The sequence below is a fragment of the Haloglomus halophilum genome (assembly GCF_024298885.1).
GTDB lineage: Archaea > Halobacteriota > Halobacteria > Halobacteriales > Haloarculaceae > Haloglomus > Haloglomus halophilum.
Window position 1 is genome coordinate 1,173,623 of the sequence record NZ_CP101166.1, and the last position, 20,928, is coordinate 1,194,550.

Consider the following 20,928-nt stretch of genomic DNA (forward strand, 5'->3'; position numbering starts at 1 on the left):
CGCGGGCGCGCCACTACCGGTGATCAGGGGGAACAGGAAGGCGGAACGCCGCCGGGGCTCAGTCGCGCCGGAGCGCGAGCAGTGCCGCCGCCAGCACGCCACCCAGCGCCGCCACGAGGCCGAAGCCCGGCCCGGCACCGGCCGTCGGCGTCACCGGACCGGAACCCTGCTGGTTCTGCTGGACCTGCTGGCCGCCGCCCGAACCACCGGTGTTGGCACCGCCGTTCGCCCCCGCCGTCGCCGTCACCGTCGCCGTCTGCCCGGCCGCGCCGCCGCCGGCGCCGCCACCGCTACCACCGCCACCGCCGGCGCCGCCACCACCGCCGCCACCGCTACCACCACCGGCCGCCTCAGTCGCTGTCGGCTCCGGCGTCGCGGTCGCGGTGGCCGTCGCCGTCGCGGTGGCCGTCGCCGTCGCGGTGGCCGTCGCCGTCGACTCGCTACCGCCGCCACCGGCCGCCTCGGTCGCTGTCGGCTCCGGCGTCGCGGTCGCCGTCGACTCGCTACCGCCGCCGCCGCTCTCGTACGGGTTCTCCTGACCCGGCGGGGCGCCGAGCTGGTTGTACGCTTCCTCCTCCGACTGGCACTCACAGATGTAGTAGTAGTGCGAGACCAGGTTCACCTCGACCTCGTTACCGCTGTAGGAGGTCCCGTTCGCGTAGCCCTGGATCTGGTACCACCCGGGCTCGGTGGGCATCCCGTAGCACGGGCCGCCACCGGACTGATACCCCTGGTGGGCGACGATCTGGTCGTCCGAGTACAGCTCGGCGTTGCCGTCGCCGTCCTCCTTGCCGGTCTCGGCGCCGCCCTTGTCGCTCGGACTGGGTGAGGCCAGTTCGTCACCCTCGTACAGGTAGATGTCGATGGAGTGGTCGTTGAACGAGTTCTTCTCCAGATACCGGAGGAGGTCGACGTCGACCTTCGTCCCCGGGTCGTCGCTGTTGCGGTCGATACCGAACGCCGCCGTGTTCGAGGTCGAACACTGCGAGAAGTCCACGTCCGGGTTGCCGATTCGGATGTACTTCAGATGCTCGACCCCCCTGGAGGCACCCGCGTTCTCGAACAGTTCCTCCGTCCCGGCCGCGTAGTGGTTGATGCTCGCGTTGTTGGGCCCGCCGGGATTCTTCGACCGCGGATAGTGGTCCGTCGCGAACGGCAGGTTCACCGTGTAGTTCCCGTTCTCCGCGCCGTGACCCACACCGCCGGACGCCGCGGAGGGAGCGGCACCGGCACCGCCGGATACCCCCGCTACCACCGCGAGGATCGCTACTGCACCGAGGATGACCGCCGTGCGCTGTCGTGTCATGTACCCTGTATCTCCTACTGTGCCCCCCTAACCCCGTTGCAGGGATTGAACGGCTATTTATATATTTCGCTTGTACTGAACGGGTATTTCATATATCGGGGCGACAGGCAACGAGGAGGAGCCGTCAGCGAGCCGTCCGTCGGCTCGTCGTTCAGTCGCGCCGGAACGCGAGCAGTGCCGCCGCCAGCACGCCACCCAGCGCCGCCACGAGGCCGAAACCCGGACCGGACCCAGCGGTCGGCGTCGTGACCCCTGCAGCCTGCTGTTGTCGGGCCTGCCCGCCGCTGGACTGCCCACCAGCACCGCCGGCCTGCTGGGCCTGCTGCCCGCCGGACTGACCGCCGGCACCGCCGGCACCGCCGCCACCACCGCCGGCTGCCGTGTTCGTGGCCGTGACCGTCGAGGCCGCTCCGCCCGACGACTCCGCCGTGGCCGTCGACCCGCCGTCCCCATCGGCTGGTTCGGGCGTCGGGGTCGCCGTGGCCGTCGCCGTCGGGGGCGCCGTCGCTGTCGCCGTGGCCGTCGCGTCGCTGGACTCGCTTACGCCGCCGGACGACTCGGGCGTCGCGGTCGCCGTGGCCGTCGCCTCCGGGGACGGGCCGTCGCTGCTCCCGCTCCCGTCAGCGTAGGGGTTCTCCTGGCCCGGCGGCGCGCCGAGCTGGTCGTACGCCTCCTTCTCCGACTGGCACTCGCAGATGTAGAAGTAATGCGAGGGGAGGGTCAGTTCGACGTAGTTCCCGTTGAACGCGGTCCCGTTGAGGAACCCGGTCATCTGGTACCAGCCGGGCTCGGTGGGCATCCCATAGCAGGGCCCACCGCCGGCCTTGTACCCCTGGTGCGAGACGATCTCGTCGTCCGGGTACACCTCGGCGTTCCCGTCACCGTCCTCGCGACCCTGGCCCTTCTCGCCCGGGTTCTCGCCGGGGCCACCCTTGTCGCTCGGGCTCGGCGAGGCCAGTTCGTCGCCCTCGTAGAGGTTGACGACGATGCTGTGCTTCTTGAACCGCGAGTTCTCACGGTACTGGAGCAGTCCGACATCTGTGACCGTTCCGCCGTCGTCGTTGTCCCGGTCGATACCGAACGCCCCCGTATTCGAGGTCTCACACTGCGAGAAGTCGGTATCCTGGTTCGAGACGATGATGAATTCGGCCTGCTCGATACCCTTCTTCCCGCCGGCCGCCTCCAGCTGCTCCGGGGTCGACGCCGAGAGGTGGTTGATGCTCGCGTTGTACGGCCCGCCCGGGTTCTCGTCCCGCGGGTAGTGGTCCGTCGCGAACGGCAGGTCGACCGTGTAGTTCCCGTTCTCCACACCGTGGTCGGTGTCCACGGTTTCCCCCGAGGGCGCCGCGCCGACGGCGCCGGACAGCACCGCGACCGCCCCGATGACGGCGACTGCCGCGAGGACGACCGCCGTCCGTTGCTGGATCATATGCCCCGTTCCAGAGATAATACCAGCATAGCCCTGCTGCGGGTATTACAGGGTGATTTATAATGGATGAAGTGAATGAATGGACAGTCTACAGCGACGAGAACACGCGTTCCAGCCCCCGAAACCCGAGAAGACGAGAGAAGAGTCGACACCCGACTGACTCGGCATTCAAGTACCGGTGGAAATCGAGGATGGCCGTGCTAGTCGCGCCGGAGCGCGAGCAGTGCCGCCGCCAGCACGCCGCCCAGCGCCGCCGCGAGACCGAAGCCCGGACCGGACCCAGCCGTCGGCGTCATCGGGCCGGCTCCCCGCTGGTTCTGCTGGGCCTGCTGGCCCCCATCTGAGCTGCCGCTCACGGTGGCCGAGGCCGTCGCGGTCCCACCGCCCGTACTGCCGCCACCGCTCGCACCGCCGCCGTCGGAATCGGCGCCGGCACTCGCGCCGCCACCGCCGGAGTCACCACCGGCCGACCCGCCAGCGCTCGCACCACCGCCGGAGTCGTCCGGGGTCGGCGTGGCCGTCGGTGTCGGCGTGGGGTCGGGCGTGGCTGTCGGTGTCGGCGTGGGGTCGGGCGTGGTCGTCGGCGTCGACGCACCCGCGGAGCCACCCGAGTCGGGCGTCGCGGTCGCCGTCGCTGTCGAACCGGAGCCGGAGCCGCCCTCGCTCCCGTCCGCGTAGGGGTTCTCCTGGCCCGGCGGCGCGCCGAGCTGGTCGTATGCTTCCTCCTCCGACTGGCACTCGCAGATGTAGAAGTAGTGTGACGGGATGGTCACGTCGGCGTAGTTGTCGCTGAACCCGGTCCCGTTGATGAACCCGGTGATCTGGTACCAGCCCGGCTCGCTGGGCATCCCGTAGCAGGGGCCACCCCCGGACTTGTATCCCTGGTGTGCGACGATCTCGTCGTCCGGGTACACCTCGGGGTCCTTGTCACCGTCCTCGCGGCCGGCCTCCTTGCCGCCCTTGTCCTCCCGGCTCTTCGCGCCGAGGTCGTCGTCGTTGTAGAACTCGACGACGATGCTGTGGTCGCGGAACTCGGAGTTCTTCCGGTAGGCCAGCAGTCCGACGTCGGTCTTCGTCCCGGAGTCATCGTTGTCCCGGTCGATACCGAACGCCGCCGTGTTCGACGTGGAACACTGCGAGAAGTCGATATCCTGGTTCGAGATGATGATGAAGTCAACCTCCTCGAGTCCCTCCGGGACGTCCTTCTTCTCGAACAGCTCCGGGGTCGCTGCGGCGAAGTGGTTGATGCTGGCGTTGTGGGTGCCGCCGGGGTTCTTATCCCGTGGGTAGTGGTCCGTCGCGAACGGGAGGTTCACCGTGTAGTTCCCGTTCTCCACGCCGTGGCTGCTGTCGGCGGTCGGGGAGGCCCACACCCCACCAGTCAGGGCGCTGACGGCGAGTAGCACAGCGATCGCTCCGACGAGAGCAACGGTCGCATTTCGTGTCATGTACTCGTCAGGGTAGACGCGATTCACCTAATCGCTCTGCTGGGAGTACGCGGTTATTTATATTATGCCCCATCAGAGGAAGGTATATTCTTAACTCTACTTCGAATCGGGGGTAGAGGACGCTTACTGAATATTCTGTCAATAGATAGAGTAGAGCCGCGTATCGACGGAATGTTCAGTCGGCCCGAGACCGGGAGACCCCCCGACAGCTGGCGGATACGGCGCTATGGGTCGGAGTTCGGTAATCAGGGAGGATTTATGTGCTCTCATTACCCACGGCTGGTCACCCGCATGGACAGCGGACAGTTCGCGAGTATCGACCGATGGGCGGGCGGACGGAAGCCCGAACCGTCGAATCGCATGGGACCGGGCGGAGTGGCAACAGGCCGCATAGACCTATTAAACGGCCGGGCTTGCCCAGCGAAACGGCTTAACGGAAACAGTAAACAATGACAGACAGCATGGCAGAGGAAACAGGAGATACGGGAGACGGGAGCGGCCGTCGCTCGTTCCTCAAATACGCGGGGGCCGGTGGGGCCGCCGCGTTGGCAGCGGGTTGTAAGACACGAGAGAATCCAGGCGCCAGCGGCGGCTTCGAGAACACCGTCACCGGCAACGGTACCGGCAGCGGGACCGCACCGCCACAGCCCCTCGCTGGCAACAGCATCAACATCGGCTGCCTGGCCCCACAGCCCGAGAGCTTCCCCGTCGGGCAATCGATGTGGAACTCGATGCAGCTGGCGGTCGACGACATCAACAAGAACGGCGTGCCCGGCATCGGCGGCCGCGGGATCCTCGGCGCGAAGCTGAATGCCGTCTCGGGCAACACCGAGGCCTCGCCCGGGACCGGGCTGAACGAGTTCAACCGCCTCGTCCAGGCCGAAGGCTGCAAGACCACCTTCGGCACCTTCCTCACGCAGGTCACGCTCCAGTGCTTCAACGCGATGAAGGCGACCCAGACGGTCCACATCACGACCGCGGCCGCGGGGCCGAAGCCGGGTCGCATCGTCCACGAGCGCTACGACGAGTTCAAGTGGCACTTCCGCGCGGGCCCCATCAACTCCTTCGACCTCGCACGCGCGGAACTCGAATTCCTCAACCTCTACGCGGACAAACTCGGCTGGAAGACCGCCGCGGTCCTCATCGAGAACATCGCTCCGTTCGACCCCTTCGCGGAACTGCTCGAGCCGAACATCGGCGAGTTCTTCGACGACGTGCCGGTGTTCAAGCGCTCCTCCTCGGGGACGACCAACTGGACGCCCCTGTTCGACGAGGTCGAGTCCTCCGGTGCCGACGTGAACCTCATCGCACAGGCGCTGACGGGCACCGCGGCGGTCAAGCAGTGGGCCAACCAGAACCGTTCGTTCGAGATGGGCGGCATCAGCCTGCCCGCGCAGATCTACGAGTTCTGGGAGGAGGTCTCGGGCGCGTGCCAGTACATCTTCACGATGAACGCCGTCACGCCCCAGACCACCAACACGCCGCGCACCCAGGACTTCATGAAGCGGTACCGGAAGACGTACGACACCTACCCCGTCTACTCCGGCCCCATCACCTTCGACGCGGTCAAGGCCTACGCCGTCGCGATGGCCCGCTACGTCCTCGACAACGATCTCGACCGCATCCCCACCAACGAGGAGATGGTCGAGGCCCTCGAGACGTACAAGTTCGACCAGGGGACCATCCTGCCGGAGATCAAGTTCACGCCGCCGGAGGCCGACTACGCCCACGAGCCGGCCTGGACCTCGATGAAGGAGACGGGCGTCCCGGTCTGGCAGCAGTGGCAGGTCGACGAGGAAATCGCCGAGGACTACGGCGTGATGCACTCGTTCGCGCCGGAGCAGAACAAGACCTCCGACTACTCGTATCCGGACTGGATCGACTACCCCAGCGATCACCCCGCCAACCAGTGAGAGCGGCGGGATAATCACGCATCACAGGCTCGACACACGAGAGAACCACGACACGAACCAAACAGAATCACACACAACACATGGTCAGTCTCGCAAACGTCGTCATCAACGCCATCTCGATCAGTTCCCTCTACGCGATCATCGCGATCGGATTCACACTGATCTTCGGCGTTGGTGGGGTCCTGAACTTCTCGCACGGCGCGCTAATCACCATCGGGGCGGAAGCCTCGTGGCTCATCTCCGGGGGCAGCTCCCCGCTGGAACTGGGGCTCAACCCTGCTGTCGGGCTCATCGGTGGCATGATCACCGCCGCACTCGTGAGTGGCGCCCTCTACCTCGGGGTCGTCCGGTTCGTCGAGGACGAACCGGTCACGCTGCTCATCCTCACGTTCATCATCGGCTTCTTCATCCAGCACGCCTGTCGGGTGTTCCTGACCGGCACCGGGAACTTCTCCGTCGACCTGATCGTCGGCGGTAGTACGAACCTAGGCGGCATCGGAGTCCAGAACATCAGCGTGTTCATCTTCGTGCTGTCGATGCTGCTGGTCGTCCTCACGGGCGTGTTCGTCTCCCGGACGAAGACCGGGAAGGCGATCCTCGCGGTGTCGATGTCCGACAAGGGCGCGGCGGTCGTGGGTATCGACGCCCGGAAGATCAACCTCGTCACGTGGCTCCTGGCGGGCGCGTTCGCCGGCATCGCGGGGGTGCTCCTCACGATGAAGAACACCGGCACCTGGACGATGGGTACCCAGCCGCTCATCCTGGCGTTCTCCATCGTCATCCTGGGTGGCCTCGGTTCCATCAAGGGCTCCGTCGTCGGGGCCTACATCATCGGGTTCACCGAGACCATCACCACCCAGTACATCGACTCCTCACTGCAGGGGTTCTCCGCGCTCGTCCTGTTGATCGTGTTCCTTCTCGTCAAGCCCGAAGGCCTGTTCGGGCGGGAGGCTGCTGAATAATGTCCACGGAAAACGAATCCATCATCGGCGGTTCGACATCGGCCGAGCGCCGGCAGGCGGTGCTCGAGAAGCTCAACCCTATCGCGATGCCCCTTCGGTTCCAGATCGGGCTGCTGGGGCTGTTGCTGTTCGTGCTGCTCCCGACACAGCTCTACCCCGACCAGATGGGTGGCCCGACCACCCTCATCTTCCTCGCCATCTTCGGGATGTCGTGGGACGTCGTCTCGGGGTACACCGGGCAGCTCTCGTTCGGACACGCCTTCTTCATCGCGCTGGGCGGCTACACCACCGCCGTCCTCGACATCCAGCACGGCATCACGCCAGTCATCGGCATCCCCGTCGGGATGATCGTGGCGGGCATCGGCGGCATCCTGGTCGGACTGCCCGCGCTCCGGCTGCGGGGCCCGTACCTGTCGCTGGTGACGCTCATCGTCCCCATCATCCTGTCGAAGCTGTTCACGCTGTTCAACAACAGCTTCACGCCGCTGGGTATCCCCATCGCGCCCGAGGGGCTCGGCGGCCGGAACGGGCCCGGACTCCCGACCCAGCTGTTCGGCATCGACGGCAGTGGGGCCGTGGTCGAGCTGGCCTCGGGCTACTCCGGTATCCAGCAGACCGCGCTCGCGAACTACTACTTCGCGCTCGCGCTGATGATCGTGGTGCTGGTGGTGTTGATAGGCGTCACCCGGTCGTCGGCGGGGTCGGTGTTCACCGCCATCCGCGAGGACGAGGATGCCGTCGCGGCCGCGGGCCTGGACGGCGCGAAGTTCAAGCTGTTCGCGTTCGTCCTCTCGGCGCTCGTCGCCGGGCTCGGCGGTGCCATCTGGGTCCACACGATCAAGACCCCGACGCCGCTGGGCATCCTCGGCCAGGACGATATCCAGCAGAGCATCAACCTCATCATCATCTCCATCCTCGGCGGGACCGGCACCATCGTCGGCCCCATCGTGGGGGCGGTGGTGTACGCGATGACCGGCATCGTCATCGGGCTGATCGATCCGCTCATCGGCTTCGATCTGGCCAACCTGCGGCCGCTCCCGCTGCTGGCGGCCGCGATGGCCGTCCTCGTGTTCGCACCCGGTGGCATCCTCCGGGCCAGTATCCGTGGCGGCCGGATGGTGCTGGCCTCCGCCCGCGGCGAGGAGTACGAGGGCCAGTCGGTCGGCGGCGACGGCGACTCCGCCCTCGGGGAGATCATCGAGAAGTACCGCGCGGAACTGCGTGAGATCATCGACGAGCGTCGATAACAATGAGCACTGACGGACAACAGAGCGGCGAGCGCGCCACGCCCACGGGGAGCGGTCTCGGCCCCCAGGACGGCGTCCTCGTCGCCAACGACCTGCGGAAGGAGTTCGGCGGACTGACAGCGGTCGACGACCTGTCGTTCGCCGTCCAGGAACAGGAGATCCTCGGCTTCATCGGCCCGAACGGCGCCGGGAAGTCGACCACGTTCAACTGCATCACCGGCTTCTACGAGCCGACCGACGGCACCGTCTGGTTCAAGGGCGAGGACGTCACCGGGCTGGACTCCCACGAGATGGTCCAGGCGGGGATGGCCCGCACCTTCCAGGACTTCGCCCCGCTCTCGGACCGCACGGTGGTCCGGAACGTGGCGCTGTCGCTGGCGCCGGACAAGCTGTTCACGCTCGCGGGCGTGGGCGGCGAGACGACGCGGCTGGCCGAGGAGATCTGCCGGCGCGTCGGGCTGGGTGACCAGCTCCAGGAGACGCCCAGCGAACTCCCGCACGCCGGGATGTTGAAGCTGGAGCTGGCCAAGGCCATCGCGACCAACCCCGACCTGATGCTGGTCGACGAGCCGTTCGCCGGCCTCTCCAGCGGCGAGGTTCAGGAGCTGACGGACGTGCTCCTCAGCCTCCGGGACAACGGAATGACCCTCATCGTGGTCGACCACAACATGCGTGGCCTGCTCAACCTCATCGACCGCGCGTTCGTCATCCAGTTCGGCGCGAAGATCGCCGAGGGGTCACCCGACGAGATCACGGACGACCCGAAAGTTCAAGAAGCATACCTCGGTGGTGATGAGATATGAGCAGCCAGTCCCGAGCGGGTGCCGGTGCGGGCGCTGCCGGCGGCGGCAACATGGTCCTCGAGGCCGAGAACGTGCAGGTCTCCTACGGGAAGGTCACCGCACTCCGCGGTGTCGACCTGGAACTCGGAGAGGGCGAACTCGTCTCGCTCATCGGCCCGAACGGCGCCGGGAAGACGACGTTCTGTGACACCGTCAACGGGTTCCTCCCGTTCGGCGGGAGCGTCCGCTTCCGCGGCACCGAGGTCAGCAGTGTCTCGCGCGACGAGCTCGTCGACCGCGGGATGATCTACTGCACGGAGGAGCGGGACCTCTTCGGCTTCATGGACGTCGAGGACAACCTCCGGCTCGGCGCGTACGCCATCGACGACGAGAGCTACGTCGAGCAGCAGCTGGAGTTCGTCTACGACCTCTTCCCGCGCCTGGAGGAGCGGACCGACCAGAACGCGCGCTCGATGTCCGGCGGTGAGCAGCAGATGCTCGCCATCGGCCGCGCGCTGATGGGCGACCCGGACCTGCTCGTCCTCGACGAGCCGACCATCGGCCTCGCGCCGGTCATCCTCGAGGACATCAGCCAGGCCATCGACCCCATCCAGGAGCAGGGCGTCTCCATCCTGCTGACCGAGCAGAACGTCACGTTCGCGCTCGACCACGCCGACCGGATGTACCTCCTCGAGAACGGTGAGGTCGTCAAGACCGGCACCCCCGAGGAACTCCGCGGCGACGACTACATCCGCGAGACCTACCTCGGCGGGTAACGCGGAACACCCGCTTTCCACCCGGCTCGGCGCTCGTTCTCGGCGGCAGTATCGCCTGATATCCGAGACTCCGGGATAGTTCCGAGAGCTCCAGACGTATCCGGTGGATTCGACAGTTTTCCGCCGTTCCGACGGCCACTGCCGGAGGCGGCTTGGCCTCCGGAGCGTACATAGTGCTCCGGAGTATCGCTTACGGCCCCCCCGCCCGACCACGCGGTATGGCGACCGACCGGGGGCCGGATGCGCTGGCAGCGTTCCGCCAGTTCCTCGCGCTGGAGCGAGACGTGCTGACGCTGTCGCTGGCGATGTTCGCCTTCAGCCTCGCGTTCCAGATGACCGGCCGGTACGTCCCGGAGTACCTGCGGACGCTTGGCGCCGGTGCAGCCGTCGTCGGCCTGTACGGGAGCGTCGGCAATCTCATCGGGGCGCTCTATCCCTACCCCGGTGGGGCGCTCTCGGACCGCATCGGCTCACGGCTGGCCCTCACCCTGTTCGGCGTCGTGGCCACGCTCGGATTCGGGCTGTGGGCGCTCGCGCCCGCACTCGAACTCGCGGTGGGCGGACTCGTGATACCGGCGTGGGCGTGGGTGTTCGTCGGGCTGTTCCTCGCGCAGGCGTGGAAGTCGTTCGGCCTCGGCGCGACCTTCGCGGTCGTCCGGCAGTCGGTCCCGGACGCGGAACTCGCGGCGGGGTTCGCGGCGACCGAGACGTTCCGCCGGGTGGGCTTCCTCGTCGGGCCGCTCCTCGCGGCCGGCATCCTGGCACTCACCACGGGCTTCGTCGACGGCTTCCAGCGTGTCCTGTGGCTGGCGGTCGCGTTCGGCGCGGTCGCCACCGTCGCCCAGCATCTGCTGTACGACGCGGGCGAGGACACCGTCGGCGATTCGTTCGCCGGGGTCGGCGCCGTCATCGAGGACCTCGGGTCGCTGCCCGAGCCCCTGCGGCCCCTGCTGGTCGCTGACACGCTGGTCCGGTTCGCCAACGGGATGGTGTACGTCTTCTTCGTCATCGTAATCACGGACTTCCTGTCGGTCGGCCTGCGGATTCCGGCGCTGTCGCTGGGGGGGTTCTCGCTCGGCCCCATCACACTGACCCCCGCGGCGTTCTTCGGCGTCCTGCTCGGCGTGGAGATGGTCGTGGCACTGCTCAGTATGGCCCCCGTCGCGCGCCTGGCCGAACACGTCGGCCTCAAGCCCGTCGTCGCGGTCGGGTTCGCGGTGTACGCCGTCTTCCCCGTGCTGCTCATCGCCGCACCACCCGACCAGCTCGTTCTCGTCGCGCTCTTTGCCTTCTCCGGGCTCCGGTTCGCGGGCCTCCCCGCGCACAAGGCACTCATCGTCGGCCCCGCCGAGCGCGACGCGGGCGGCCGCGTCACCGGGTCGTACTACCTCGTGCGGAACACGGTCGTCATCCCGTCGGCACTGCTCGGCGGCATCATCTACGGCCTCGACCGCGTGACCGTCGCCGGGACCGCGCTCGCCGGCCCGACGGTCGCGTTCGGCCTCGCCACCATCGTCGGCCTCCTCGGAACGGGCTACTTCCTCGTCGCCGGCGAGGAGTTCGCGGCGTACGCGTAACGGAACACCACCACTAAGCGGTGCCCACGCCGAGCGGTGGTGTGGTCGCCACCGGACTGCTCCTCGACGCCGGCGCGGTCGCCGCGGGCATCGTCGCGCTGTGGCTCGGAGCCTCCCGCTTCGTCGCGGGGGCGGGCGACCTCGCCGCGCGCGCCGGCATCCCGCCGCTGGTGGTCGGGCTCACCGTCGTCGCCATCGGGACCTCGCTACCGGAGTTCGCCGTCACCATCGGCGCCGCGCTCGCCGGCCGGACGGACGTCTCCGTCGCCAACGTGGTCGGGTCGAACGTCGTCAACCTGGGCATCGTGCTGGGCGGGAGCGCCGTGTTCACCGCGCTCCCGACACCCGGTGACATCGTCCGCCGGGACGGGCCGGTGCTCGTCGGGGCGACGCTGCTGGTCGTGGCATTCGTCGTCGACCTCCGGCTCAGCCGCCTCGAGGGGGCGGTGCTCATGGCGCTCCTGATAGCCTACCTCGCGCTGCTGGCGTACCGGGGCGTGGCCGGTCCGAGCCTCGCAGTCGACGCGGCCATCACCGAGCGCCGGGCGGCCGTCGATGTTCTTCGGGTGCTGGTCGGCCTCGTCGCGGTCGTGGTGGGGGCCGACCTGCTCGTCGGCGGCGCCGTCGACATCGCGCGCGCGGCCGGCGTCTCGGACTGGCTCATCGGCGAGACAGTGGTCGCCCTCGGCACCTCCGCACCCGAGATCGTCGCGAGCGCCGCCGCCATCCGTCAGGGCCGGTTCGAGGTCTCGGCCGGCAACATCTTCGGCTCCTGTGTGGTCAACCTGCTCGGTGTCCTGGGGCTCGCCGCGGCGCTGCGGCCGCTCGCCCTCTCGGCGGTCGCCGTCGAGGCCTCGCTGGGGCTCTGTGCGGTCACCCTCCTCGCCGTGGGACTGGCGGTGAGCAGGCGGGCCCTGTCGCGAGCCGAGGGCGTGCTGTTGCTGGCGGTCGGACTGGCCGACTGGGTCATCGTCGCGCTGTTCGGGTGAACGGGCAAGCTATTAGGCCTCCTTCGCAGAACGTCCGCCCGAATGACGGAGCTAGTGACGTGGTCCGAGAGCGGGGGTGTCGGCAAGACGACCACGGCCATCAACCTCGGCGCCGCGCTCGGGCGCCGGGGCGACGACGTGCTACTCGTGGACCTGGACCCCCAGCCCGCGAGCCTCACCGCCGCGGCCGGCCACGCCGAAGCCAAGACCACCGACGGGACGACCATCACTGACGTGTTACTCGACGACGGCGACCTGCGCGAACTCGTCATCGAGGACGAGCCGTTCGACCTCGTCCCGGGCCACGAGTCGCTCGCCTCGCTGGAGAGTACGGCGCGCGCGGAGGGCATCTCCACCGCGGAGTTCCTGCTGCGCTCCTCGCTCGCACCCGTCGCGGACGAGTACGACCACGTCATCATCGATCCGCCGGCGACGCTGAACCTGCTTGTCGACAACGCGCTCATCGCGACCGGCAACGTCCTCGTACCGATGGAGATGACGCGCAAGGGCGAACAGTCCATCGGCGGCGTCCTCGATACCGTCGAGGCACTCGAATCCCAGCTCCAGCGCGCCCAGCCCGACTTCGCACTCGAGGTCATCGGCGTCCTCCCGAACAAGGTCGAGGGCTCCAGCCTCAACCAGCAGGTCCGCGAGACGCTCGCGGCCGAGGCCGACGGCGTCCGGGTCCTCCCGGTGACGGTCCCGGACTACAACGTCCTCGCGCAGGCCTGGGACGAGGGGCTCGACATCTTCCGCTACGCGGACGCGCACGGCCTCCGCGCGTACCAGGAGTCGCTCCTCGAGGCGTACGAGGACCTCGCGGAGATCGTCGCGGCGCACGGCACGGACGAACGACAGGCAGTGGTGAACGACTGACATGTCCAAGGAAGACCGCTACGCACATCTCGGCGACGGTATCGAGGAGACGAACGACGGCGAGGAGGCCGACGAGCCGACCGACGGCGTCCGGGTGACCATCCAGGACGGCGACGAGGAGACCGTCCTGACGGTCGACCCAGACGTCGCGTCGGCCGACGACGTTCGCGAGGCCGTCGAGAACGCCTCCAGCAGTCGGCGGGCCAGCGTCACGACCAGCGACCCCGGCCGCCTCGCACTCGAACTCGGCACGCTCGGACCCCGGCTCGCGCTGAAGGGCGTCGAGTCGCTGTTCCAGGTCGACAGAACCGACACGGACGAGAGATAACCACTATATCTCCGCTATCGACCAGCTCTCAGCCAGATGGAACGATAATCCCCTCGATTATCGATCTGTAACGCAAGGCTGCGATGCCGCTGCTGCTCGGGGCGACGCGGAACACCAGGGCCGGGTCGTCGCCACCGCGCGGTCGCATCCGTACCGCCCACATCGGCCGTCGGCGTAGCCCGCGCCGTGCGGTGCCGTCGCTCGTCGGAAGCAAGGCGCTGACCTCGAGTCCGGGGAACGGATTCCGGTGCGGCAGTTTTTATTCGTTGTAGAAAATATTATACAAATTGATAAACTACGCCCAATATGCGAGAATCCAACCCCGCACCCGCCGAGGCTATCGGATTTCTGATGGTGCTAGTGTTCCTGCTGCTTCTCGTATTGGTGATTTTTCCATAGTTGGCTGGGCCAGCGTGCCTGAGGGATTACCTGGATACCACCGAAGCGGCCGCTCCCGAGGAAGCGGACGGATGCCCAGAGAATGTCGTACTGGGTACTGAGCCTACGGGTTCGAACCGACTGCTGGCTCTCACGCTCACTTCGTTCCCGAGAAGAGCCATGGGCCGGATTTGAACCGGCGATATGCGGCTCTGCAGGCCGCCGCGTTCGGCCGGACTCTGCCACCATGGCCCGCAAGCGTGCCTAGTCCAACGGACGGCAAAAGCGTAGCGGTCCGCAAGACGTCGAGCGACACCGACGACGAGCGACGGAAACGTTCGTTCTAGTACGAGCGAGGCAGGCCGAGCGTGTGCTCGGCGACGTGGTTGCGCATCATCTCGGTGCTGCCGGGCGCGACCTTGCCGAGGCGCGACCCCTTCCACATCTCGATGACAGCGTAGTCGCGCGAGAAGCCGTTGCCACCGTGGGTCTGGACCGCCACGTCGGTGGCGTCGTGGCCGACCTCCGTCGCGCGGAGTTTCGCCATGTTCGAGATCTCGGCGGTCTTCTTGGGGTCCGGCTCGTTGTCGACCATCCACGCGGCCTTGCGCAGCAGGAGCTGGGCCGCCTCGAGCTTCGTCCACGAGTCCGCGATGGGGTGCTGGATGGCCTGGTGCGCGCCGATGGGCTGGTCGAAGACCTCGCGCTCCTTCGCGTAGTCGATGGCGCGATTGAGCGCGCACTTGCCCGTGCCGATGGCACCCGCGGAGCCGAGCAGCCGCTCGGGGTTGACCGTGTCGAACAGCTGGTAGAGGCCCATGCCGGGCGTGCCGACGACATCCTCCTCGTGGACGCGGACGCCGTCGAACGAGAGCTCGAACTGCTTCTCCGGCGTGGGGATGCCGACGTCGAGCTCGCGCTTCTCCAGGTTCGGGTCGTCCGGGTCGACGAGGAACAGGGTGACCCCCTGCATCTTCGCCGCGTCGTCCTTCGAATCCGTGCGCGCGACCGTCAACATCCGGTCGGCGTAGTCAACGCCGGAGATCCACTGCTTGGTCCCCTCGATGACGTACTCGTCGCCGTCCTTCTCGGCGAACGTCGTCATGTTGGGCGCGTTGTGGCCCGCGTCCGGTTCCGTCAGGGCCATCGCCCAGTTGGCGTCACCGTTGCAGATCTTCGGGAGCCACTCCTCCTTCTGCTCCTCGCTCCCGTTCTCGACGAGCGTGATGCCGCCGAAGCAGACGTTCACGACGAACAGCATCTCCGCACCCATACAGCCCTGGGTGCAGAGTTCCTCGACGATGGCGCTCAGTTCCCAGAACCCCATCCCCTCGCCGCCGTACTCCTGCGGGATAGCGGCGCCGAGGAAGCCGGCGTCCGCACAGTCGTTCCAGAACTCCTCCGGTTTCTTCCCCTCGGAGACCTCGAACCAGTACTCGTCGTCGTAGCCGGCCGCCACGTCGCGGGCCGTCTGACGGATCATGTCCAGCTCGGCCGTCTCCTCGAACGCAGGGGGTGTGGACTGTGTGGTTGTCACATACGCACGCAGGTCTGCGTGTTCTATAAAGTTTCGCAACTAACAACGCCGGTAGTGTTTCCGGGCGGCCACGCCCGAGCCGAGCGTTGCCACTGTTCGGCCGAGAACGACGAACGACATAGCTGTCGCTCACCAAGGACGGAGAACCGAGTGACGGAGTCGTCACTCGGCGTGTGATGAACCGGAGAGAGGCCAAGAGGCCTCTCACCGTGAGTAATGAATGGCAGGCGGCGAACCGGTGTTCCCAGAGGCTCGCGCACTCCAGTACTGGCCGGAACGCTGGCGGGCTTAACTACCGTGTTCGGGATGGGTACGGGTGTGGCCCCGCCGCTGTGGCCGCCTTAACGCCGATCGACGGAATCGAACCGTCGTAATGCCAATATCGGTGGCGAGATCGCGTGTATTGAATGTGTGATTTCCAGTTAGCGCCTGGACCCGTTCACGGAGTCCGAAGGTATGATTGGTGGCTTTGGGCAGTTAGTTCTCGCGGGCTGAACACCTCGTTGCCTCGGTGCGTACACCCCGAGTCTATCGAACTCGTCTTCTACGAGCGCCCTCAGCGGTGCCTCTTTTCCAGGTGGGTTTCGAGCTTAGATGCGTTCAGCTCTTACCCCGTGTGGCGTAGCTGCCCGGCACATGCCCTCTCGGACAACCGGTACACCAGTGGCCACCGATCGTAGTTCCTCTCGTACTATACGATCGTTCCCGTCAGGCACCGTACACCCCCAGTAGATAGCAGCCGACCTGTCTCACGACGGTCTAAACCCAGCTCACGACCTCCTTTAATAGGCGAACAACCTCACCCTTGCCCGCTTCTGCACGGGCAGGATGGAGGGAACCGACATCGAGGTAGCAAGCCACCGGGTCGATATGTGCTCTTGCCGGTGACGACTCTGTTATCCCTAGGGTAGCTTTTCTGTCGTCAATGGCCCGCATCGGGCAGGCTCATTGGTTCGCTAGACCACACTTTCGTGTCAGCGTCGCTCGTTAGGAACGACACTGTCAATCCACCTTTTGCTCTTGCACTCTTCTTCGGGTTCCCGACCCGAATGAGGTGGACTTAGGGCGCGCTCGATATCATTTCGAGCGCGTACCGCCCCAGTCAAACTGCCCGGCTATCAGTGTCCTCCTCCCGGAGTGAGAGTCACAGTCACTGACGGGTAGTATTTCAGTGTTGTCTGGGTGGCCCGCTAGCGCGGGTACCTCTGTAACGACTCCTACCTATCCTGCACATCAGCGACCATGTCTCAGTGACAGCCTGCAGTAAAGCTCCATAGGGTCTTCGCTTCCCCCTGGGGGTCTCCAGACTCCGCACTGGAACGTACAGTTCACCGGGCCCAACGTTGGGACAGCGACGCTCTCGTTGATCCATTCATGCAAGCCGCTACTGAAGCGGCAAGGTACTACGCTACCTTAAGAGGGTCATAGTTACCCCCGCCGTTGACGGGTCCTTCGTCCCATTGTACTGGGTGTTCAGATACCCGCACTGGGCAGGATTCAGTGACCGTACGAGTCCTTGCGGATTTGCGGTCACCTATGTTGTTACTAGACAGTCGGAGCGTCCGAGTCACTGCGACCTGCTCATCTCCTGAGCAGGCATCCCTTATCGCGAACTTACGGGACCAGATTGCCGAATTCCCTAACGTCGGTTATTCCCGACAGGCCTTGCCTTTCGCTGGCACGAGTACCTGTGTCGGATCTCGGTACGGATTCTGTACTCGCCTTTTCACGGGCCCTAGGTTGAACCGGCTTGCGCTATCCTGCCGTTCGTCCGCTTCGTGCCATTACGGCTTCCACGGATTTTGACAGTTCGACCACGCGAAGGCGTGGCCCGGTCGACCCCAAGGCGTCGGCTTTCGATGTACAGAAGCGCTGGAATATTAACCAGCTTCCCAATTTGTCACGCTCGAATTACGACGTGACTTAGGACCGGCTAACCCTCGGTTGACGAACATTGCCGAGGAACCCTTACTCGTTCGGCCGTCGGGATTCTAACCCGACTATCGCTGCTACTATGACCAGGATTTTCCTCACCGGTCGGTCCACGCGAGCTCTCGCCCGTGCTTCCACCCAACCGGAGTGCCGACCTACGCGAGCACGATGTGAATCGTGCGGCTAGGTCTCGGTGATGGACTTGAGCCCCGATCATTTTGGGCGCCCCGAACCTCGGCCGGTAAGCTGTTACGCTTTTCTTAGAGGGTAGCTGCTTCTAAGCTCACCTCCCGGCTGTCTAGGGCTCGGGACCACCTTCGATCGCACTTAGTCCATACTTTGGGACCTTAACCCAGCTCTGGGTTGTCTCCCTCACGCTACGCAAGCTTACCCCGCGCAGCGGACTCCCTTCGTCCACGGCGTCCGTGAGTTCGGAGTTCGACAGGAGGTCCGACTCCTCTCGGAGTCGGTGCCCCCAATCGGTCGCTCTACCCCACGGACTACCTCGGAAGAGGTAATGCTTCGACATTTTTCGGTCGGAACCAGCTGTTTCCGGGTTCGATGGGCCTTTCACCCCTACACGTAGGTCACGAGAGGGTATTGTAGGACACCAACTCTAACGGGCCTCCACGTAGCTTTCGCCACGCTTCGCCCTGCCCACGCGTAGATCACCCGGTTTCGGGTCGTGTCCGTTTGGCTCCCCGCACTTGAATACGGCGGCCCTCGCAATGCTGCGGCCATGTCGGTTTCCCTACGCCTCCCTGGATACTCCAGTTAGACTCGCCAAACAGACACACTCCCTGGTTCGTTTTTCAAAACGCACGATGAGACAGCGGCTCCCGAAGGTTTCTACTGTACCCTCGCGGGTAGGTCGTTTCCCGTCGGGCCTTTCGTGCCCCATCGCTCAATCGCTACCTGATTTCAGGCCCTATTGCACCTCCCTTCTCGGGGTGCTTTTCAGCGTTCGCTCACGCTACTTGTTCGCTATCGGTCTCAGAACGTATTTAGTCTTAGCAGACGATGTCTGCCAGCTTCACGAGGAATTTCCAATCCCCGCTACTCTGGAGCTGACGCACCAGCTACTGCACGACGATACGGGGTTGTCACCCTGTCTCACGCTCCGTTCCAGGAGACTTCTCGTCGAGGGTCGCTGGATGAGGGTCAGTCCGAACACCACATTGGCCGAAGCCTTCGGTTTGGACTGTATCGCGTTTACTCGCGGTTACTAACGACATCTCGGTTGATTTCTCTTCCTGCACCTACTGAGATGTTTCAATTCGGTGCGTTCCCCATTGCGCGAAGCAATTGCGGTGGGGATTCCCATTCGGACATCCCTAGTTCTTCGCCTCCGTGCGGCTCCCTAGGGCTTATCGCAGCTTGGCACGTCCTTCGTCGGCGTCTGAGCCGAGCCATCCACCAGGCAGCACAGTAGCCACGATGACTATAACTCGGACCCTGTGAACGGGTCCAGTGTGCGCCTGGAAATCACACGTACACGCGATCTCATCTGCAGCGTTGCGGGTGGGCAAGCTGCATCAACCCTTCCCACTCACGCTTGCACGGAGTGGTGCATCGGTCTGTTACGGGAAAGCGCAGGATGCCACTTGAGGGCATCGCTTTGCTTCCCCGCAAACATGGACCCAGCGAGATTCGAACTCGCGGCATCCTCCTTGCAAAGGAGGCACTCTACCACTGAGCTATGGGCCCTTCGTTAGCCTTGACAGTTCTTAGGTGCTCGGTCGACCCTCGTCGAACGCCCGAAGCGAAAGGTGGGCCCACCACGATGGGTGGGTCCCGGTCATTAGGAGGTGATCCAGCCGCAGATTCCCCTACGGCTACCTTGTTACGACTTAAGCCCCCTTGCGGAGCCCAGATTCGACCTGGCAACCCAGGCCTCATCCGGACCCCACTCGGGTGCTTTGACGGGCGGTGTGTGCAAGGAGCAGGGACGTATTCACCGCGCGCTGCTGACACGCGATTACTACCGAATCCAGCTTCATGAGGGCGAGTTTCAGCCCTCAATCCGAACTACGATCGGGTTTAGGAGATTAGCTCCACCTCTCGGTGTCGCGTCCCATTGTCCCGACCATTGTAGCCCGCGTGTTGCCCAGCCCATTCGGGGCATACTGACCTACCGTTGCCCGTTCCTTCCTCCGCTTTGGCAGCGGCAGTCCCCCTAGTGTACCCAGCTATCTCGCGATACTGCTGGCAACTAGAGGTGCGGGTCTCGCTCGTTGCCTGACTTAACAGGACGCCTCACGGTACGAGCTGACGGCGGCCATGCACCTCCTCTCAACAGCGTCGGGTAAGGTCATCAACCTGACCGTCATGACTGTTGTCGGGGCTGGTGAGATGTCCGGCGTTGAGTCCAATTAAACCGCAGGCTCCTCCGGTTGTAGTGCTCCCCCGCCAATTCCTTTAAGTTTCATCCTTGCGGACGTACTTCCCAGGCGGCTCGCTTCACGGCTTCCCTACGGCACAGCACAGGCTCGTAGCCTGTGCCACACCTAGCGAGCATCGTTTACGGCTAGGACTACCCGGGTATCTAATCCGGTTCGAGACCCTAGCTTTCGTCCCTCACTGTCGGATCCGTCCTCCGAAGGCGCTTTCGCCACCGGTGGTCCGTCCAGGATTACAGGATTTCACTCCTACCCCGGACGTACCCCTTCGGTCTTCCGGTCCCAAGCCGGAGGGTTTCCGCCGGACGCCCACTCGTTGAGCGAGTGGATTTCCCGACGGACCTCCCCGGCCAGCTACGGACGCTTTAGGCCCAATAATATCGGCTATCACTCGGGCTGCCGGTGTTACCGCGGCGGCTGGCACCGGTCTTGCCCAGCCCTTATTCCTGAACCACCTTAAGGTTCAGAAAAGCGAGGGCTCTATGCCCTCGCACTCGGTGTCCCCCTATCGCACTGACGTGCAGTGTAAAGGTTTCGCGCCTGCTGCGCCCCGTAGGGCCCGGACTCTTGTCTCAGAGTCCGTCTCCGGGTTCTTGCTCTCACAACCCGTACCGATTATCGGCACGGTGGGCCATTACCCCACCGTCTACCTAATCGGCCGCAGCCGCATCCTCCGGCGCCGGAGCGTTTCCCGCTTCCAGCACTCCAGCTCGGAAGCGGTATGACGGGTTAGCCTCAGTTTCCCGAGGTTATCCGTCTCCAGAGGGTAGCTTGGCCACGTGTTACTGAGCAGTTCGCCGCGGGCCTGAACCCGCACGACTCGCATGGCTAAATCGGACACCGATAGCAATAGCCTCCGGCAGGATCAACCGGAATGTGCCTCGCACGAGGCGAGGCGGGTTAAGGCGGGATGCTATCGGACGTTCGGTGACGATCGACCGAGTGTCACCGAACTGTCAAGGCTAACATCAGATTCCATCTTGACGGCGGACCGCAGGGGTGGAATCCTCATCTTCTTCGGACCTGAACGTTGTCCGGGATGGGTCATA

General features: G+C 65.2%; 13 protein-coding genes, 2 tRNA genes and 3 rRNA genes. 9 read left to right on the plus strand and 9 right to left on the minus strand.

Going from position 1 to position 20,928, the window contains the following annotated elements; all coding sequences use genetic code 11:
* Positions 1-58: 58 nt before the first annotated feature.
* The 3 genes from NL114_RS05795 to NL114_RS05805 all read right to left on the minus strand — a co-directional run bounded on the left by NL114_RS05795 (position 59) and on the right by NL114_RS05805 (position 4,141).
* On the minus strand, positions 59-1,306 hold the full coding sequence (locus NL114_RS05795) for a hypothetical protein (RefSeq protein WP_254823849.1): 1,248 nt from the start codon (positions 1,304-1,306) through the stop codon (positions 59-61).
* 151 nt (positions 1,307-1,457) lie between these two features.
* Positions 1,458-2,735, minus strand: coding sequence for a hypothetical protein (locus NL114_RS05800; RefSeq protein ID WP_254823850.1), 1,278 nt, complete (start codon positions 2,733-2,735; stop codon positions 1,458-1,460).
* A 200-nt stretch (positions 2,736-2,935) separates the two neighbouring features.
* A complete protein-coding gene (locus NL114_RS05805; RefSeq protein WP_254823851.1) occupies positions 2,936-4,141 on the minus strand; it encodes a hypothetical protein in 1,206 nt (401 codons plus the stop codon).
* 503 nt (positions 4,142-4,644) lie between these two features.
* Between NL114_RS05805 and NL114_RS05810 the strand changes: the two genes are divergently transcribed.
* From NL114_RS05810 to NL114_RS05850, 9 genes are all read left to right on the plus strand, one after another.
* Positions 4,645-6,096, plus strand: coding sequence for an ABC transporter substrate-binding protein (locus NL114_RS05810; protein ID WP_254823852.1), 1,452 nt, complete (start codon positions 4,645-4,647; stop codon positions 6,094-6,096).
* A gap of 80 nt (positions 6,097-6,176) precedes the next feature.
* Entirely contained in the window at positions 6,177-7,058 is an 882-nt protein-coding gene (locus NL114_RS05815; RefSeq protein ID WP_254823853.1) for a branched-chain amino acid ABC transporter permease, read from the plus strand.
* A complete protein-coding gene (locus tag NL114_RS05820) occupies positions 7,058-8,305 on the plus strand; it encodes a branched-chain amino acid ABC transporter permease (protein ID WP_254823854.1) in 1,248 nt (415 codons plus the stop codon). Before NL114_RS05815 ends, NL114_RS05820 begins: the two co-directional genes overlap by 1 nt.
* 2 nt (positions 8,306-8,307) lie before the next feature.
* On the plus strand, positions 8,308-9,108 hold the full coding sequence (locus NL114_RS05825; RefSeq protein WP_254823855.1) for an ABC transporter ATP-binding protein: 801 nt from the start codon (positions 8,308-8,310) through the stop codon (positions 9,106-9,108).
* Complete coding sequence (locus NL114_RS05830; RefSeq protein WP_254823856.1) at positions 9,105-9,863, plus strand: ABC transporter ATP-binding protein; 759 nt, start codon at positions 9,105-9,107, stop codon at positions 9,861-9,863. Before NL114_RS05825 ends, NL114_RS05830 begins: the two co-directional genes overlap by 4 nt.
* Before the next feature lie 218 nt (positions 9,864-10,081).
* The gene (locus tag NL114_RS05835; RefSeq protein ID WP_254823857.1) at positions 10,082-11,440 is read left to right on the plus strand and encodes an MFS transporter; all 1,359 of its coding nucleotides are present in this window, start codon (positions 10,082-10,084) and stop codon (positions 11,438-11,440) included.
* Between the two features lie 41 nt (positions 11,441-11,481).
* A complete protein-coding gene (locus NL114_RS05840) occupies positions 11,482-12,429 on the plus strand; it encodes a calcium/sodium antiporter (RefSeq protein ID WP_254823858.1) in 948 nt (315 codons plus the stop codon).
* A gap of 42 nt (positions 12,430-12,471) precedes the next feature.
* A complete protein-coding gene (locus NL114_RS05845; protein ID WP_254823859.1) occupies positions 12,472-13,305 on the plus strand; it encodes a ParA family protein in 834 nt (277 codons plus the stop codon).
* A gap of 1 nt (position 13,306) precedes the next feature.
* On the plus strand, positions 13,307-13,633 hold the full coding sequence (locus NL114_RS05850) for a hypothetical protein (RefSeq protein WP_254823860.1): 327 nt from the start codon (positions 13,307-13,309) through the stop codon (positions 13,631-13,633).
* A gap of 554 nt (positions 13,634-14,187) precedes the next feature.
* Here the strand turns inward: NL114_RS05850 and NL114_RS05855 are convergent.
* The 6 genes from NL114_RS05855 to NL114_RS05880 form a co-directional block, all read right to left on the minus strand.
* Positions 14,188-14,263 (minus strand) — tRNA-Cys (locus tag NL114_RS05855).
* 91 nt (positions 14,264-14,354) lie between these two features.
* Positions 14,355-15,548, minus strand: a complete 1,194-nt coding sequence (locus tag NL114_RS05860; protein WP_254823861.1) for an acyl-CoA dehydrogenase family protein — start codon at positions 15,546-15,548, stop codon at positions 14,355-14,357.
* Positions 15,549-15,770: 222 nt separating this feature from the next.
* Positions 15,771-15,892: ribosomal RNA gene (gene rrf, locus NL114_RS05865) — 5S ribosomal RNA — on the minus strand.
* Positions 15,893-16,006: 114 nt separating this feature from the next.
* Positions 16,007-18,921, minus strand: a 23S ribosomal RNA gene (locus tag NL114_RS05870).
* A 194-nt stretch (positions 18,922-19,115) separates the two neighbouring features.
* A tRNA-Ala gene (locus NL114_RS05875) sits at positions 19,116-19,187 on the minus strand.
* Positions 19,188-19,283: 96 nt separating this feature from the next.
* A 16S ribosomal RNA gene (locus NL114_RS05880) occupies positions 19,284-20,755 on the minus strand.
* The 16S, 23S and 5S rRNA genes sit together here with 1 tRNA gene alongside, the layout of an rRNA operon.
* Positions 20,756-20,928 lie beyond the last annotated feature (173 nt).